This window comes from Streptococcus mitis (assembly GCF_002096895.1).
Lineage (GTDB): Bacteria > Bacillota > Bacilli > Lactobacillales > Streptococcaceae > Streptococcus > Streptococcus mitis_AH.
In genome coordinates, this window is record NZ_NCVI01000017.1 from 135,746 (window position 1) to 152,913 (window position 17,168).

General features: G+C 37.9%; 18 protein-coding genes, 1 tRNA gene and 2 pseudogenes. 10 read left to right on the top strand and 11 right to left on the bottom strand.

Going from position 1 to position 17,168, the window contains the following annotated elements; translation table 11 throughout:
- Nucleotides 1-129: 129 nt before the first annotated feature.
- The gene (locus tag B7697_RS02545) at nucleotides 130-645 is read left to right on the top strand and encodes a DUF308 domain-containing protein (protein ID WP_000672739.1); all 516 of its coding nucleotides are present in this window, start codon (nucleotides 130-132) and stop codon (nucleotides 643-645) included.
- Nucleotides 646-707: 62 nt separating this feature from the next.
- A tRNA-Lys gene (locus B7697_RS02550) sits at nucleotides 708-780 on the top strand.
- Nucleotides 781-920: 140 nt separating this feature from the next.
- On the opposite strand, the gene B7697_RS02555 is transcribed toward B7697_RS02550, so the two are convergent.
- The 3 genes and pseudogenes from B7697_RS02555 to B7697_RS02565 all read right to left on the bottom strand — a co-directional run.
- Nucleotides 921-2,009: an AI-2E family transporter gene (locus B7697_RS02555; RefSeq protein WP_044020350.1), complete on the bottom strand. Its 1,089-nt coding sequence runs from the start codon at nucleotides 2,007-2,009 to the stop codon at nucleotides 921-923.
- Nucleotides 2,010-2,018: 9 nt separating this feature from the next.
- Nucleotides 2,019-3,308, bottom strand: coding sequence for a hypothetical protein (locus B7697_RS02560; protein ID WP_004256070.1), 1,290 nt, complete (start codon nucleotides 3,306-3,308; stop codon nucleotides 2,019-2,021).
- A 642-nt stretch (nucleotides 3,309-3,950) separates the two neighbouring features.
- Nucleotides 3,951-4,415: pseudogene (locus B7697_RS02565) on the bottom strand (tyrosine-type recombinase/integrase); the annotation flags it as partial.
- 220 nt (nucleotides 4,416-4,635) lie between these two features.
- Between B7697_RS02565 and B7697_RS02570 the strand changes: the two are divergent.
- Nucleotides 4,636-5,478 (top strand): aldo/keto reductase, encoded by an 843-nt coding sequence (locus B7697_RS02570; protein ID WP_020900382.1) that lies wholly within the window; start codon nucleotides 4,636-4,638, stop codon nucleotides 5,476-5,478.
- 299 nt (nucleotides 5,479-5,777) lie between these two features.
- Nucleotides 5,778-6,923, top strand: coding sequence for a low temperature requirement protein A (locus B7697_RS02575; RefSeq protein WP_084950178.1), 1,146 nt, complete (start codon nucleotides 5,778-5,780; stop codon nucleotides 6,921-6,923).
- 525 nt (nucleotides 6,924-7,448) lie between these two features.
- Here the strand turns inward: B7697_RS02575 and mgaSpn are convergent.
- Entirely contained in the window at nucleotides 7,449-8,927 is a 1,479-nt protein-coding gene (gene mgaSpn, locus B7697_RS02580; protein ID WP_084950180.1) for a virulence factor transcriptional regulator MgaSpn, read from the bottom strand.
- A gap of 377 nt (nucleotides 8,928-9,304) precedes the next feature.
- On the opposite strand from mgaSpn, the gene B7697_RS02585 reads away from it, so the two are divergent.
- From B7697_RS02585 to B7697_RS02605, 5 genes are all read left to right on the top strand, one after another.
- The gene (locus B7697_RS02585) at nucleotides 9,305-9,541 is read left to right on the top strand and encodes a GlsB/YeaQ/YmgE family stress response membrane protein (protein ID WP_078238145.1); all 237 of its coding nucleotides are present in this window, start codon (nucleotides 9,305-9,307) and stop codon (nucleotides 9,539-9,541) included.
- 78 nt (nucleotides 9,542-9,619) lie between these two features.
- Nucleotides 9,620-10,192, top strand: a complete 573-nt coding sequence (gene amaP, locus B7697_RS02590; RefSeq protein WP_020901648.1) for an alkaline shock response membrane anchor protein AmaP — start codon at nucleotides 9,620-9,622, stop codon at nucleotides 10,190-10,192.
- A 10-nt stretch (nucleotides 10,193-10,202) separates the two neighbouring features.
- The gene (locus tag B7697_RS02595) at nucleotides 10,203-10,373 is read left to right on the top strand and encodes a DUF2273 domain-containing protein (protein WP_000455064.1); all 171 of its coding nucleotides are present in this window, start codon (nucleotides 10,203-10,205) and stop codon (nucleotides 10,371-10,373) included.
- Nucleotides 10,374-10,414: 41 nt separating this feature from the next.
- Entirely contained in the window at nucleotides 10,415-11,023 is a 609-nt protein-coding gene (locus B7697_RS02600; RefSeq protein ID WP_000064110.1) for an Asp23/Gls24 family envelope stress response protein, read from the top strand.
- A gap of 30 nt (nucleotides 11,024-11,053) precedes the next feature.
- The gene (locus B7697_RS02605) at nucleotides 11,054-11,257 is read left to right on the top strand and encodes a CsbD family protein (protein ID WP_000109960.1); all 204 of its coding nucleotides are present in this window, start codon (nucleotides 11,054-11,056) and stop codon (nucleotides 11,255-11,257) included.
- 109 nt (nucleotides 11,258-11,366) lie between these two features.
- Here B7697_RS02605 and B7697_RS02610 read toward each other — a convergent pair.
- Together B7697_RS02610 and B7697_RS02615 are read right to left on the bottom strand one after the other, a co-directional pair.
- Nucleotides 11,367-11,636 (bottom strand): annotated as a pseudogene (locus B7697_RS02610) (transposase); the annotation flags it as partial.
- Between the two features lie 41 nt (nucleotides 11,637-11,677).
- Nucleotides 11,678-12,133: a GNAT family N-acetyltransferase gene (locus tag B7697_RS02615; RefSeq protein WP_084950184.1), complete on the bottom strand. Its 456-nt coding sequence runs from the start codon at nucleotides 12,131-12,133 to the stop codon at nucleotides 11,678-11,680.
- A gap of 69 nt (nucleotides 12,134-12,202) precedes the next feature.
- Between B7697_RS02615 and B7697_RS02620 the strand changes: the two genes are divergently transcribed.
- Nucleotides 12,203-12,862: a prepilin peptidase gene (locus B7697_RS02620; protein ID WP_084950186.1), complete on the top strand. Its 660-nt coding sequence runs from the start codon at nucleotides 12,203-12,205 to the stop codon at nucleotides 12,860-12,862.
- Here B7697_RS02620 and trpA read toward each other — a convergent pair.
- The 5 genes from trpA to trpD are packed head-to-tail and all read right to left on the bottom strand — an operon-like array spanning nucleotide 12,834 to nucleotide 17,158.
- The gene (trpA, locus tag B7697_RS02625; RefSeq protein ID WP_084950188.1) at nucleotides 12,834-13,610 is read right to left on the bottom strand and encodes a tryptophan synthase subunit alpha; all 777 of its coding nucleotides are present in this window, start codon (nucleotides 13,608-13,610) and stop codon (nucleotides 12,834-12,836) included. The two genes, B7697_RS02620 and trpA, sit on opposite strands and share 29 nt — an antisense overlap.
- Nucleotides 13,603-14,826, bottom strand: a complete 1,224-nt coding sequence (gene trpB, locus B7697_RS02630; RefSeq protein ID WP_000331265.1) for a tryptophan synthase subunit beta — start codon at nucleotides 14,824-14,826, stop codon at nucleotides 13,603-13,605. Before trpB ends, trpA begins: the two co-directional genes overlap by 8 nt.
- Nucleotides 14,804-15,403, bottom strand: coding sequence for a phosphoribosylanthranilate isomerase (locus B7697_RS02635; RefSeq protein ID WP_084950190.1), 600 nt, complete (start codon nucleotides 15,401-15,403; stop codon nucleotides 14,804-14,806). Before B7697_RS02635 ends, trpB begins: the two co-directional genes overlap by 23 nt.
- Nucleotides 15,390-16,157, bottom strand: a complete 768-nt coding sequence (gene trpC, locus B7697_RS02640) for an indole-3-glycerol phosphate synthase TrpC (protein WP_084950192.1) — start codon at nucleotides 16,155-16,157, stop codon at nucleotides 15,390-15,392. Before trpC ends, B7697_RS02635 begins: the two co-directional genes overlap by 14 nt.
- Nucleotides 16,154-17,158: an anthranilate phosphoribosyltransferase gene (gene trpD, locus B7697_RS02645; protein WP_084950194.1), complete on the bottom strand. Its 1,005-nt coding sequence runs from the start codon at nucleotides 17,156-17,158 to the stop codon at nucleotides 16,154-16,156. The genes trpC and trpD overlap by 4 nt, the downstream gene beginning before the upstream one ends.
- Nucleotides 17,159-17,168 lie beyond the last annotated feature (10 nt).

Below are 17,168 nucleotides of genomic sequence, written 5' to 3' on the forward strand. Positions count from 1 at the left end.
ATAAAAACTGATTTTCTTTTCATAAATCAGACTGAAACTTCCAAATTTTCCATTTTGTTTATTGACATTTCCTCTAAAAAGGTGTATAATATTTTTATTATCAAACTATACTATATAGGGGGTATTGAAATGAAATTTTCTAATCGTTTACTGCTATTCCTTGCAGGAGTTGTTTTTGTCCTTTTAGGACTTTTCCTATTTACAAACCCAGTAGCTAATCTTGTTGCTTACAGCTGGTGGATTGCATTTGGTTTACTGGTTTCTTCTATAGCAGCCATTTTAGGCTATTTCTCTGTACCAAAAGAGCTTCGCTCACCAGCTCATCTTTTCCAAGGGATTGTTAATCTTCTCTTAGCTCTTTACCTCGTTGCCTATGGCTTTGTGACGCTGCCAGTTGTCATTCCAACTATTTTAGGAATTTGGTTAATTGTAGAAGCCATTATAGCTTTCTTTAAAGGCAATCGTCTGGGATTGATTTTCCCTATTATTGGCAACCATATCATGTGGATAGCGTTGCTTGCATTTTTACTAGGTCTAGTGATTTTGTTCAATCCAGTAGCTACAAGTGTCTTTGTCGTTTATGTCGTTGCCTTTGCATTTTTAATTGTTGGTTTCACCTATATCCTTGATGCCTTTCGTAAATAATCTAGCTGCCATTTTGGGCATATTAAAATAGCTGGGAAGTTACATTCTCAGCTTTTTCTGTTGCCTCCTTAGCTCAGTTGGTAGAGCAGTAGACTCTTAAGCTATGGGGCGCAGGTTCGAGCCCTGCAGGGGGCACATCTAAATCAACAGAAATAAGCCTTGAAACCAAGGCTTTTTTTAACGTCTAATAGCTTTTTGTAGAAAAGTATTTAAAAATAAAAGAGAAGAGAATCTCTCACTCTCTTCTCAGTATATCTTATTAAATTTAGTTTTTCTTAATCTAGCTGATTTTCCTTTGCAACGACAAATTCTTTAACCAGTCGATAGATAACAGCAAATACGGGTGTAAAGAATATCATCCCAAGTAAGCCAAAGAGATTGCCTCCAATACTAGCAGCCGCAAGCGTGAAAATAGCTGGCAAACCAATAGACTGACCTACAACTCTAGGATAAATAAGGTTTCCTTCAATCAGCTGTATAACTTGATATAGAAGAAGAGAAAGTAAGGCTTGAGTAGGACTCACTGTGAAGATAAAAATCGCTCCCACAACACAAGCAATCATAGGCCCTACATAAGGAATGAACGATAGCACTCCTGCAAAGATACCTGTCATTACTCCATAGGGTATCCCAAACACGCTGTAACCAACCGCTATCATAACTCCTATGATAACTGCTTCAATCAGCTGACTCATCAAAAATTGGTCATAAGTCTCTAGTGCTACTTGTCCAATGTAAGTCAACTTTATCACCACCTTCTCTGGAAGAAAAACTTTTAGAAGTCGACTCGTCATCGCTGCCAAATGTTCCTTACTGGATAAAAATAAAAAGGTGAAGACTATAATCAAAAAGGCATTCATCAAACTTGAAAAAATATTGCCGATATTACTAGTCAGACCTGATAAAAAACCTATCAAAGCTTGGCTAATAGAACTAGATTGTCCCTGTATGCCTGATACGATAGTTGACAACATGTCTTTGGTTACAAATTCCGAGCTGCCTAGCAATTTCCCAAGTTGAGTAAGGACTGTTGAAAGGACTGTTCCCAGCTGACTAATAGTCTGGGCTAGGGTTGGCAGCACCAAAACCAAAAGAGCAATCACGATTAAGATAAGAGCTAGGAAAACAAGTACCATGGCAATCGGACGACGCAACTCTGCCTTTACCTTCAATTTAACTAAGTACTGTTCAATTTTTTTCATAGGAACATTAAGCACAAAAGCAATAACAGCACCATAAATCAAGGTTGATATTACATCAAAGAGAGAGATTGCTCCTGATATAAAGCTCGATGCATTCAGAATTACAAGAGCAACCAGCCCTATAAAAAGTATTAACGGGGTGTATTTTTTTACTAAGTTCATAAATTCTCCTTAATAAACATGTTTAGATACGACTATACTATTTGGTTTTTCAAACTCTCGATTAAGGTAGGCTTGGTAAGTTCCTGGAGCGATAAATCCTTTGGGTGAGAGGATATCGGTGCCAGCCTGACCGACTATGGTATCAGCCAAGAGCACACAGTTTGTAGATAAGACAAAGTAGGATTTAAACTTAGATTTGATAAATTTATAAAGTTCCCCATCTGTCTCATGTCTGATTTTATAAGCGTAGGTGTAGTCTTCCTTACCATCACCTGTCATGATTTTATCTGCACTTGGCTCCCATGGAATCGTCAGTTGTTTCAATTCAGCCAACTTTTTCTGAACTGCTTTTTCCATTTCAGGCGTCAAATCTATACCATAACCAAAAAGCGTTTTTTGACTCTCACGTTTACATAGGTCAATGTACTTGTCACGATCACAGAAATATAAGACACCATCTCCTACCATGCCAAATAAGGTCTCAGAAGACGGATCATAGTTGCCATAAGAAATAACACGGCCTTGATAGCAGATATCCACATGACCAATTGCCGAAAACAGAGAGGTCTCAGCTGTATGAACAAAAATTTCAAGCTCCGCTGTCTTACCAGACTTCACTATTCCAAGATGGATATCTTCTTCCTCATCAGCATTTTCCAGCATAAATTTGTTAACTTTTGCTAAAGTTCTTGCAGGGATGAGAGCGGCTAGGACAATAGGTAAGCTAATTCTAATACGACGTTTGAGATGGTTTTTCCCAATTTCCTCCTCAAACAAGAAACCATCACGGATATTGGACACACCATAAAGGAAAAAATAAGCCCCTAATACAAAGAGTTGAAAGACAGAATTTCCTGTAGAGGACAAAAGACTAGTCCCACCAAGAAAAACTAGTACGAGTCCATCTAGTAAGAGACGAAAACGAGGTCGAATTTTGTTTTTGCGGTAGAGAACATAGGTGACAAGGTTAATACTAGCATGAAAAATCTGATAAACTCCAATCACAAGAGCCAAAATATAAATCGGCACATCCGTCGCAAGATTGGAGCCAAGCAAATATCCCAGCACTAACAATTTAACCAGTGCAACTCCCAAGGTGTCCGTTGACTGACTTTTTTTGAAAATACGTAATACTAAATCTAAGACCGTTGCTATCCAAGCTAAAAACAGAACCAGTCGAATAACCTTTACTGGCAACCAAGTCCCCGTGACCATCAAGATGAGACCTAGCAGAACAAACAAGAACCCCTGAGCAAGTAATTTCTTACCTGTCAGACCTAAAGATAGAATTTTCGCCATATAAAAACCTTTCAACAATAAAAATTAAACACTCCGATTAAACTGACTAGTAAATAGCCAACACTACAAACAGCCTGTGCCAGCAACATATGGTGACTAGAAATGACTGTAGTAATGTCACCATCTTGTCTTATGCACTTCTAAAATTTGTTATATTGATTAGAAACCAGAGCTTATAAAAACTAGCTAAACTCGAGAGATAGACACAATTGCGACGAAAAAATGTATAACCAATTCAACTTGTTAAGGTAAGAAAGCATTATTTCCAATCTATTAATTATTCATCTATTACCTATTATGACACAATATTCCCTATAGTTCAACTTTTTACTTGTTTTTATATTACACGGACTAAAAAGTTTTCAACAGTTGATTGCATTTGTTTTAATAAGTTTTAACCTTTCTTGGTTAGATAAAAAAAGAACCATACAGTTTAGAATCTGTATGGTTTTTGCCCCACTTTTGTCCCATTTTTAAATCATGACATTGAAAATACCTAAAATCACTTATATTTCAATATTTTTAATTGCTCTCAATATGAAAGTCCTTTCCAAATCCCTGTAGGGGGCATCTAAATCAACAGGAAAAAGCCTTGATTTACAAGGCTTTTTTGCTTGTCTATAACTAATTTGCCCCACATTTTTATGAGCGATCTTTCCAGACATCTCTAATTTGATTAAATTCTTCAAAAATTTTCTCTTCCAAAGTGTGTCCATATACTTCTACTAACATTGAAATATCTCTATGCCCTAGAATTTTTGCAATAACTCCAAGGTCAAATCCTTTGTGCCAGAGGTAGCTTCCATAAGTATGACGTGCTCCTTTTGTCGTGAGAATTGGATAAATATCTAATTCATTTAAAAGAACATTCAAAGCTTTATTGACATTCGCAATGTCTGGTACCAAGTGAATATATCCATAATACTGAAAAATCATTTTATACCTATTCTTGATTCCTAGCTCTTTATTAGCCGTCTCCTGTTCAATTTTTAAGACTTGTAATATCTTAATACATTCTTCGTCTATCGGTACCATCCGAATAGACGTTTTGTTTTTTGGAGGGACAAATTTATGAGAAAGAGTATTAAACCTCCTATAATACTGAATAAAATATTTCAGGCTCTTGATAATAATGTCGCGGTCTTGAAGATTGTATTTTACAATACCAACAAATTCATTCTTTCCAAAGTAGCAATATCTCCAAAGGATGTTACCAACAGCGGAAAAAGAAGTAAGGAACTATTCATAGTAATAGCCGTAGCAAATCTTTGCATTTTTGCCTTATCTTTTTTAAGATGGTACTATTAAAAAAGAAAAGGTGAAAATCATGGAAACATATACACTTGCAAATGGGGTTGCTATTCCTAAAATTGGTTTTGGAACTTGGCAAATTGCTGAAGGCGAAGAAGCCTATAACAGTGTTAGCTTCGCACTTAAGGCGGGTTACACACATATTGATACCGCACAAATTTACGGTAACGAGGTTTCTGTAGGTAAGGTGATTGCTGATAGTAATTTGGCACGTGAGGATATTTTCCTAACTACCAAACTTTGGAATGATAAGCACGATTACGAGTTGGCTAAGACTTCTATCGATGAGTCTCTCGAAAGACTTGGTGTTGATTATTTGGATCTTTTGCTTATCCATTGGCCTAATCCAAAGGCGCTTCGTGAGAATGATGCTTGGAAGGCTGGCAATGCGGGTGCATGGAAGGCTATGGAAGAAGCCTACAAAGAAGGTAAGGTGCGTGCTATCGGTGTGTCTAACTTTATGCAACACCACCTAGAAGCTCTTATTGAAACAGCTGAAATTGTTCCACAGGTCAATCAAATCCTCTTGGCTCCAGGTTGTAACCAAGAAGACTTAGTTGCCTATTGCCAAGAGCGCGATATCCTTCTTGAAGCCTATAGTCCACTAGGTACAGGTAGCATTTTTGGAAATAAAGATGTTGAAGCAGTGGCTAAACGTAACGGTAAATCTGTGGCACAAGTTGCTCTACGTTGGAGCCTTCAAAAAGGTTTCTTGCCACTACCTAAGTCTGTGACACCTAAAAATGTAAAAGGTAACTTGGATATCTTCGACTTCGACTTATCAGAGGAAGATATGGCAGTCTTGGATAAGATTCAAGGCATCAAAACTCAGGATGATCCTGACACAGTTAATTTTTAATAGGATATTAAGCAACTCGTTAGGGTTGCTTTTTAGCGTGTTTCTTTAGATTTGCTATAATGAAACAATCATTTTTTTATAGATGGGAGTTACGTAATGGAGTCTCGAAATCTTTTGCCTCAAAATACACGTACTTCATTATCAATCATCAAACACTCCGCCTGTAAGCTGGTACGTGAGGTAAATGTGCTCCAAGGTTTTGACAATTAGCGTCACATGAAGTTATTTAAGCATCTCCTTTTTTTTATTACCATTTTCTGTTATAATAAATTGTACTTCTAAAATAGAAAGGTCTTAAGATGACAACTCTTATTAAACATAAACGTGTAGAATTTTCAGAACTTTTTTATGACTTAGTTTTTGTTTTTGCAATTTCAAAAGTAACTACTTTAATTGACCATCTTCATAACGGTATTTTGACTTGGAATTCTTTCCTTGATTTTTTCATTGCTACTTTGGTTCTCATCGATTCCTGGATGATTCAAACCGATTATACCAATCGCTATGGAAAGAACTCTTTATTTAACATAGTAATCATGTTTATCAAAATGGGACTTTTACTCTTTATAGCCAATATGATTGGACCTGATTGGCAACAATATTTTCATTATCTCTGTTGGGCTATTGGTACATTAACCCTTACCTTATTTTTTCAATATTTGGTTGAATTTTTTAGAAAATCAACCGATGATGTTCATCGGGAAAGTATCAAAGGTTTTCTATGGATAACCGGTCTAGGAAGTTTAGGAGTCTACCTAGTAGCTCTTCTTCCTATTTACGTTGGAGTCTCTGTCTTATTTGCTAGTATTCTGCTAACATTTATTATGCCAATTATCTTGCTTAGTAAAGATAAGCATTACCAGGTAAATCTCCCCCATTTAATCGAGCGCATCTCCCTTCTTGTCATTATTATGTTTGGAGAGATGATTACGGAGCTAGCTAACTTCTTTACAATCGAGAATTTCTCGATTTATTCGGTTCTTTATTTCATTATTATGATTTCTCTGTTCTTGTTTTATTTTGGTCAATTCGACCATGCTATTGATGAAAAATCTAATCAAAAGGGGCTATTTCTAATTTACAGTCACTATCCTATTTTCATTGGGCTTATGATGATGACTGTATCGATGGGCTTTCTTCAGAATCCTGAAGCTAATCTTCTCTTTGCAACCAGCTTCTCTTATATCGGATTTGGCCTCTTTCAAGCTGCTGTCCTAGTAAATGGGCCCTATAACAAACACTATCTTCGCTATTCGAAAAGTTACTACTGTGTCCAAGCTACACTCTATCTGGCTGCCTTGATTCTCTCTTTAATCTTTGCTTCTAATCCTATAATAGTAGTAAGTATTACAACCATTTTAGCTCTAGCTATAGCTATTCATTCTATTTATTTTTATATGACACAGACTAAAAAACATTCCACACCCTACTGGGAGTTGTTTTAATGAGTTTATAAGATTAAAAAGCTTTGGGAACCAAGGCTTTTTTTTCATTAATTTGTTTTTCCATTTTATCCTCCAATTTGATCTCGCACTGACATTTATTTATAACAAAACTATATATCTAGAATAGCATAATCATTAGGTATTATAGGTTTTCAAACCAAATACGAGTCATTCGTTTTTGCCCCACTTTTGCCCCATTTTTAAATCCTGACATTGAAAACACCTAAAAGTATTTCCCTAAAATCAGCTATATTTCAACATTTTTGTTTATTTTCAATATGAAAAGTTCTTACAAATCCATGTAGGGGGCATCTACATACAACAGGAAAAGCCTTGGAATCAAGGTTTTTTTCGTATCTTCTACAAAAAAAGCAAGAGTTTTAGAGGACTATGACTCTAGATGTACATTTTACTTAAATGACTGAAGGTCTTTTCTTAATAAAAACACCCCAAAAATTAGATTTTTTCTGTCTAACTTTTGAGGTACAGTTCAAAACGCGAAATAGCATTTTTTATTTTAGGTTACTAATCTAATCGAATAAACATCATGGCATTTAACAAAGATATGAGTGAGACCGTGTTTATATTATTTGAATAGATCAGTCTCTTATTTTCAATCGGAGGAATAATAAAATTAGAAATGATGATATCATAAGGCGATTCTTCTAAAGATTCCTTTGATAATTCTAATTCAGTCCAAACTTCAAGTTCAAAATTGTTGCTGCAATAATAAGAAAGTGTCTCTGCAACGGATTTTGCATGATACTGATCAAAATTACTCATAACCAGAACCTTCAGCTTTGGCTGATTTTGTAGTAGATTAAGCACCAAATGTTTGGTATGAGTGATGAAGGTATAAGATAGATGATTTACCATCATTGAACTAGAACAAACTTCAAGAGTCTCTAAATAATGAGAAAGCTCTTTTTTTACATCTGAAACAAATTTAGGGAAAATATTTTGAAAATTCCTGATTGTATTCCCTTTTTGATCAAATAAAATAAACTCAGTGGACAACTCCTGACGATACAGATGTGCAGTATTATGCAGATGCCAAATCAGATTATCCTTATTCTCAATCTCAATCTGATACTTGACTGAAATCTGATCAATAAAATCACTCAATAGATGGTAAGATTTTTCAACATAGCTATCCTTTTTTACGCATTTCATAAAGAGACTTTCATCTATGAAAAACATTTTTTGAAAGTAAGACACAAATAATTGGCAAACAACTTCTTCATCTAAAGAGATATTGTATTCTAATTCAAAATTCTTAGCAACACCTTCTATTCCTTCTGCCTGCATTAAAAAATCCAAACTTTGATCGTTAAAAGAGTCTTTCTCTACTTCCATGAAATGACCAAACTTTATTCTATATAGGTTCGTAACTAGGAGCAACTTTAGCATTCTATGAGTTGACAAATTCATTGGAAAGCTTGTTTCCTTATAAACCAATTCTAACAATTGAGATAGGGGCTCTGATGAAAAATTTTCAAATGGCCATTCTAGGAAATAATATTTTTCTGAAAAATATTGTGCAAAAAAGTAACGAATATCTCTCTCATTTCCAATGATTTGAACAGGGGTCAGACTGATTTCAAATTGAAATTGCTTTTTAATCACTTTATTGATTTGGCTAATAATACGATAGAGCGAAGATGAACTGATATAAAATTCTTTACAAATACTCTCGGCTTGACAACCTTCATTAAAGAAGATGAATTCTAAAATCGAAAAATGAGTTGAATGTTTAAAGAAATGATGGTAAACCATTTCAATATCACTATCATCGGTATTAATAATGCGTATACCATTAGTAGAAGAATGAAAAATCAAGTCAGGAAAAGCAGATTTAACATGGGATAGATCATCTTTGACTGCACGTTCTGTACAATTTAATAACTCTGCTAGTTCAGAACGATGAAACCAACGTTTATGTTCAAATAATAATTCTAATAATTCTAATTGCCTATGACTTTTTTTAGATAATAAATCTCTCATGAATGTCTTTCTCTCTTTATAAATTATCGGATTAAACCTCTTGCAATTATACCACAAAGAATAGGTATAACATGCTGTAACGACTTTTACTAAGATCCTTTATTTCGTATAATAACACTACGGAGGCAATATATAAACAATTTTCTTATTTTACCGTCTATTGAGGGCGTGAATACAGAATCAAATTCAAGTCGAAAGATTATATTTTTAATTTTAAAAATTATATAATAGCAACAATCAAAAAAATAATGATTTCTTGATATTAAAATTATATAATAATCAAAATAATTGATTATTTTATATTAAAATTATACAATAGCAATAATCAAAGGAATTGATTTATTTTTTGATATTAAAATAAAAAAGGAGGGTAAGCAATATTGTGGTCAATCATTGCTGGAGGTCTTATTGGACTTTTAGCAGGTAGAATCACTAAAAAAGGTATTTCTATGGGAATCGTCGCAAATGTATTCGCTGGTTTAGTCGGGTCATCTGTAGGACAATCCCTTTTAGGTAGTTGGGGCCCATCCATAGCTGGAATGGCTTTGATCCCATCTATTGCAGGAGCAGTAATTGTTGTTACTGTAGTATCATTCTTTACAGGTAAAAAATAATTACTTGTAGTAATAAACTATTTTTAAATAGATTAGACGGGTAAAAATAGTTTAAATGTTAAATCGAAAGGATTGTATATGTCAAAAGCAAAGAAAATATGTTTCATTATTTTCTGTATTTTAATCTTGACAATTTTCCTTCCTGTTTTGATAGATTATCATCAAGTTAGTGATCTAGGCATTCAGCTATTTAGCTGGAGACAGAATCATTTCGTTGAATTTTATCTCTCTAGATATATATTCTGGGGGATAGTGGCTCTATCAACTTTAGTTTTGTTATCGATGTTAGTTGTATTGTTTTATCCTAAACGTTATTTGGAAATTCAACTTGAAACTAAAAACGATACATTGAAATTAAAGAATTCAGCAATCGAAGGTTTTGTTAGAAGTTTGGTGAGTGATCATGGATTGATCAAGAACCCAACTGTTCATGTAAATTTACGAAAAAATAAATGTTTCGTTCATGTAGAAGGTAAAATTCTTCCTTCGGACAACATCGCTGACAGATGCCAACTAATTCAAAATGAAATAACTAATGGATTGAAGCAGTTTTTTGGTATTGAGCGTCAGGTTAAACTAGAAGTTCTAGTAAAAGACTACCAGCCTAAACCAAAACCTCAAAACAAAAAGACTGTTAGTCGTGTGAAGTAAGGAAGTAAAAATGGAATGGCTTAAACAATATCGATATCCAATTATCGCTGGTCTCATAGGCGTATTTCTCGCTTGTTTGATTATCTCCTTTGGCTTCTTCAAAACAATATTTGTATTGATTTTAGGAGCACTGGGAGTTGCAGCTGGATTATATATCGAAAAAAACTATATAGATAAATAAAAAAAAAATAAAAATTACTAATTTAATTAAAGGAGTTTCATATGTCAAACGAAAAAAACATTAACACTAACGTAGAAAAGAAAGATGCTACTGCTGTAGCTCACGAAATCAAAGGGGAACTTACTTACGAAGATAAAGTTATCCAAAAAATCATTGGTCTGTCACTAGAAAACGTTTCAGGTCTTTTGGGAATCGACGGTGGTTTCTTCTCAAATCTTAAAGAAAAAATCGTTAACAGCGATGACGTAACAAGTGGTGTTAACGTAGAAGTTGGTAAAACACAAGTTGCAGTTGACTTAAACATTATTGCTGAGTACCAAAAAAATGTTCCAGCTTTATATTCAGAAATCAGAGAAATCGTATCTTCAGAAGTTGCTAAAATGACTGACTTGGAAGTTGTTGAAATCAACGTAAACGTTGTCGACATCAAAACTAAAGAACAACATGAAGCAGACTCAGTAAGCCTTCAAGATCGCGTATCTGACGTTGCTGAATCAACAGGAGAATTCGCTTCAGAACAATTCGAAAAAGCTAAATCTGGTCTTGGATCTGGTTTCTCAACTGTTCAAGAAAAAGTTAGTGAAGGTGTAGAAGCTGTTAAAGGTGCAGCAACTGGTGTAGTATCTCACGAAAAAACTCGTGTAAACTAAGATAAAATAAATATAACAGGAAAAATTATCATGTCAGTAGAAGAAAAATTAAATCAAGCTAAAGGTTCTATTAAAGAAGGTGTTGGAAAAGCCATCGGTGATGAAAAAATGGAAAAAGAAGGAACAGCTGAAAAAGTTGTTTCTAAAGTAAAAGAAGTTGCTGAAGATGCCAAAGACGCTGTAGAAGGTGCTATCGAAGGTGTTAAAAACATGTTGAGTGGCGACAATAAATAAGGCTAAAAGTTACTTTATCTTTTTAGTAACATTAGTCAAAAGAGTCTGAGTCAAGATGATTCTCAGAAAACAAAAAGCTAGAGATTTCCAATTGCGGAACTCTAGCTTTTTAATTTCGCCTCTTTCTCTTATTATATTTCAGCAGGTTGTTGACCATGAGTACGAATCCCATGTCAATTCTCACTTTACGTTTACCTCTCAGATAACATCTCTTATAACCCAAACAAACCTTTATCTGCCCAAAGACAGATTTCATATCAATCTTACGTTTAGCGAAAATTTGTCTACCCTTGGAAGATAAAAGTGCCTGATATTCTTTAGTTTTTAAATACTGGTAACGTTCATTCATATACAGTCCCTTTTGAGGGGCTGATTCAGGTTCATCATCGCAGTCAACATTGATTTCAAGGCTGTTTGCTTCTATCTCCCCTTTTTCATGATGTATTTTCGTACAGGTGCTTCAACCATTTGAACGATTTCAAATCCTTCTTTTTGATAAAGGTGCTGGGCTGCTTGATTTGCTTCGAGGACATTTAAAGAAATACTACCTATGTCTCCATTTTCAAAGGCCAAACTAACAAATTTCCTTAAAGCCTGGCTACCCAAGCCTTGCCCCTGTTTCTGGGGGTTGATAAAAAATCTTCCGATATGAAGATTACTGTCTTCTTGCCTGATTTTCTGGATAAGCCCCACAAACTCTTGTCCTTCAAAGATTGAAAAGATTCCTTCCAACTCTTGCAAAACTTGAATGGTCAAGGGAAAAGGAATCCTTGGTCCCATCCATTGTTCTTGAAAGGATTTGCCAAGGGAGTTGGACCATTGGCATACGAGCTGAGCGTTTTCTGTGCTCACCTTTTCTTCAAAACGAATTATCATCTTTGCCTCACCATCTTATCTATGTTTCTCCATTATACTACTTCTCCTATTTTTTACGAATAGATAAGTATGATTGATTTTTATTTTTTTCTTGTCGGGAGCATTCTCGCTTCCTTTCTTGGTTTGGTCATTGACCGTTTTCCAGAACATTCCATTATCCGACCGGCTAGTCACTGCGATTCCTGTCAGACTCGCTTGCGTCCGCTAGATTTGATTCCGATTCTCTCGCAGGTGCTCAATCGCTTTCGCTGTCGCTACTGCAAGGCTCCTTATCCAGTCTGGTATGCCCTTTTGGAACTAGGCTTAGGGCTCCTCTTTCTGGCTTGGTCTTGGGAATTGCTTTCCTTGAGTCAAGTCATCCTAATCACCGCTGGTTTGACCTTGGGCATCTACGACTTTCGCCATCAGGAATATCCCCTACTGGTCTGGATGACTTTCCACCTAATCCTCATGGCTTCCTCTGGCTGGAATCTGGTCATGGTCTTTTTCCTTGCTCTTGGCTTTTTGGCTCATTTTATCGATATCCGCATGGGCGCAGGGGATTTTCTCTTTTTAGCTTCTTGTGCTCTCGTCTTTAGCGCAACAGAATTACTCATCTTGATTCAGTTTGCTTCTGCAACAGGAATTCTAGCCTTTCTCCTGCAAAATAAAAAGGAAAGACTTCCTTTCGTGCCTTTCCTCTTACTCGCTACTTGTGTGATTATTTTTGGTAATCTACTGCTTGTTTGATAAAGTCCTGAATCGGCTCTCCTTGGTGGAGAGCTTTTACGATTTTTGAACCGACGATAACGCCATCTGACACTGCATTGAAGCGTTCTACATCGGCTTGACTAGATACGCCAAAACCTGTCAAGACTGGGATATCGGCCACTTGATGCAATTGTGCCAAGTGCTTGTCCAAGTCTGCGCGGTAATTGCCAGATTTCCCTGTCACCCCATTGATGGCAACAGCATAGACAAATCCTTCTGCCCCTTTAATTAATTCTTTCTGGCGCTCAATCCCTGTCGTCAAACTAACTAGGGGAATCAAGGCGATATCTGTATCTGCCAAAAATGGTTCTACAAAGTTGGCATGCTCATGAGGCAAGTCTGGAATAATCAAGCCCTTAACCGCTGTATCTGCCAAATCTTTGACAAAGTTCTCCACACCGTACTGAAAGAGGGGGTTGAAGTAGGTCATAATGACCAGTGGAATCTCTGTTTCAATGGTTTTCAAGGTTTCAACCAAAGCCTGGGTAGAGGTCCCGTGGGCTAAACTGCGCAAGCCAGCTTCTTCGATAACAGGTCCATCTGCGACAGGATCTGAAAAGGGAATGCCCACTTCAATTGCAGAGACACCCAAATCTTCTAAAAAGTGAATCGTTTCTCCGAGACCATCCAAACCTTTCTCGTGGTCTCCAGCCATGATATAGGGAACAAAAATTCCTTTTCCAGTTGCTTTTATAGCATTTAATTTTTCTGTTAGTGTCTTAGGCATGAGCTTCTCCCTTCTTTGCTGCATCTGCTTCCAAGCGGTCTTTGACTTGGACCACATCCTTGTCCCCACGACCTGATAGACAGACAATCATGGACTTGTCTGGACCGAGTTCTTTGGCCAATTTCACCGCAAAGGCAATGGCATGGCTAGATTCCAATGCTGGGATAATCCCTTCCACACGAGACAAGAGCTGGAATCCTTCCAAGGCTTCCTCGTCTGTCACAGGAACATAGCTGGCACGTTTAATATCGTGGTAGTGAGAATGTTCTGGACCGATACCAGGATAGTCCAAACCTGCTGAGATAGAGAAGGCTTCAAGAATTTGACCATGGGCATCTTGGAGCACATCCATGAGAGAACCATGAAGGACACCCGGACGACCCTTGGTCAAGGTAGCTGCATGGTGCTCCGTATCCACACCAAGTCCAGCTGCTTCAGCCCCATACATGGCTACTGACTCATCTTCTACAAATGGATGGAAGAGCCCGATAGCATTCGACCCACCACCAACACAGGCTACTAGAGCATCTGGTAAATCTTGACCTGTCAAGTCACGGTACTGTTGTTTGGCTTCCCTACCGATGACACTTTGGAAGTCACGGACGATTTCTGGGAATGGGTGAGGCCCCAAGGCAGAACCAAGGATATAGTGGGTATCATCGATATTAGCCACCCATGAACGAAGAGCTGCATTGACCGCATCTTTGAGCACGCGCGAACCGTCTGTCACTGCCTCAACCTTAGCTCCCAAAAGCTCCATACGGAACACATTGAGGGCTTGGCGTTTGACATCTTCCTCACCCATGTAGATAGTACATTCCATGTTAAAGAGGGCTGCAGCAGTTGCAGTTGCCACACCGTGCTGACCAGCACCTGTTTCAGCGATAATTTTCTTTTTACCCATGCGTTTAGCAAGCAAAACTTGTCCCAAGGCATTGTTAATCTTGTGGGCCCCTGTATGGTTAAGGTCTTCACGTTTAAGATAAATCTTGGCTCCGCCGATATGCTGGGTCAAATTTTTTGCGTAGTAAAGGGGAGTTTCACGTCCCACGTACTGGCGCAAGAGTTGGTTTAATTCCTCTTGGAAACTGGGATCTGCCTGACTTTCACGATAGGCCTTCTCCAACTCCAAAACTGCTGTCATCAATGTTTCTGGGACAAAACGTCCTCCGAATTTTCCGTAAAATCCATCTTTATTTGGTTCCTGATATGCCATGCTTTACCCTCTCTATAAATCTTCTAATCTTTTCATGATCTTTTTGTCCATCTGTCTCCACTCCGCTCGATACATCTACTGCATAGGGGGTAAAGTGTTGAATTGCTTGTACTACATTGTCTTCCTTCAGCCCACCTGCGATAAAGAAAGGCTGATTTAGTCCGGTAGTATCTAGTTGACCCCAGTCAAAGGTCTGGCCACTTCCTGCCACAGGGGCATCAAAGAGTAGATAGTCTGCCTGAGAATTGGGCACATGACCCTCTCCATCCACCTGCACAGCCTGAATACTGGCGCAAGGCAAATTCTCAAATAAATCATCTGCCACCTGACCGTGAACTTGAACCAAGTCCAAGCCAACCTTGTCAATCGCTTCTAGCAGTTCTGCCCGACTTGGTGAAACAAATACACCAACCTTTTTTACGTCTGAAGGGATGATCTCAGCCAGATCAGCAGCCTGATCCAAGGTCACCTGTCTTTTACTAGGTGCAAAGACAAAACCGATGTAGTCCGCTCCTGCTGAAACGGCTGCTTCCACCGCTCCCTTGGTCGATAATCCGCAAATTTTAACCTTTGTCAATCTGCAACTCCTTGATTCTCTGGGCTACATCTTCTGCCTGCATGAGAGCTGTCCCTACTAAAATGCCGTTAAAGTATGGTGCTACTCGCTCTGCATCCTGCCCTGTGAAAATAGCAGATTCAGAAATGTAATAACGACATTCCTCAAAGTATTTAGCCAAGTCTACACTGGTTTGTAAGTCAACTTCAAAGGTGGTCAAGTTGCGGTTATTAACTCCGATAATCTGAGCACCAAGTCTGTGAGCCACCTCTAGTTCAGCTAGATTGTGGGTTTCCACCAAGACTTCCAGACCAAGCTCTGTCGCATAGTCATAAAGTTCCTTGAGGCGTTCTTCGGACAAGGCTGCCACAATGAGCAAGATGACTGTTGCACCTGCATTGCGGGCACGGATGATTTGCTTTTCATCAATGATAAAGTCCTTGTTGAGCGTCGGAATGTTTACCTGACCAGAAATTTCCCGCAGATAATCCAAATGGCCTTTAAAGAAAACCTCATCTGTCAAAACCGAAATCATCACTGCACCGTTTGCTTCATAAGTCTGGGCCTGTTGCACAATATCCACATCGAGATTGATATCTCCCAAACTAGGGCTAGCTTTCTTAACTTCAGCAATTACTTGCAAACGGTCTTGATGATTCTTCAAAAAGTCAGCCAAGCGATAGGTCTGGCGCAGGGGCTGGATTTCCTCCAGCTCCATCTGCTCAACCTCACGCGCCTTCTGCTCCAAAATTCGTGCTAAAAATTCCTGACTCATTTTTGATACTCCTGCAACAGTCTGAGTTTTTCAAGGGCCTTGCCACTAGCAATGACTTGACGGGCCAAGGCAACTCCTTCCTTGATGCTATCTACCTTACCATTAGCATAGAAACCAAGACCAGCATTTAAGACCGTAGTTTCCAAAAATGGGCTTGGTTCGTTTTTCAGAACACTAAGCAAAATTTCTGCATTTTCCTGAGCATTGCCTCCACGAATATCTTCGATAGCGTAGCGTTCCATTCCCAAATCCTCTGGAGTAAAGCTTGACAAGGTGATTTCGCCATTTTCAAGAAGAGCAATATTGGTTGTTCCGTTCAAACCAGCTTCATCCAGTCCTTCTGGCCCAGCTACTACAATAGCACGTTTGCGACCCATATTTTTCAAAACCTGAGCTGTACTTTCTAGAAGTTCTGGACGACTAATTCCAAGAAGCTGTGTTTCCAAAGCCATTGGGTGAATCAGGGGACCAGTCAAGTTCATAATCGTTGGAATTCCCAACTCCAAACGAGCTGGCATGATGTATTTCATAGCTGGGTGCATATTTTTAGCAAAGAGAAAGACGATGCCAGTTTTATCAAAGACCTTACCTAGTTCAGCTGGTTTGAGGTCTAGGTTGATGCCCAAGGCTTCGAGGACATCTGCAGAACCAGATTTAGAAGAAATCGAGCGGTTACCGTGTTTTGCCATATGAACACCGCCACCAGCCAAGACAAAGGCTGCAGTTGTGGAAATATTAAAACTGAAAGACTTGTCTCCACCTGTACCACAGTTGTCCATGGCATCATGAATTTCAGTTGGAATATGTTGGGCATGCCCTCTCATGACTTGGGCAATGGCTGTGCGTTCTTCAGGTGTTTCCCCCTTCATCTTAAGAGCCAAAAGGAGAGAAGCAATCTGCGCCTCAGTAACACGCCCAGTTACAATACGCTCAATGACATCCGTCATTTCCACACCTGATAAATTTTCAAATTTTGCTAGTTTTTCAATAATCTCTTTCATCCTAGTTTCC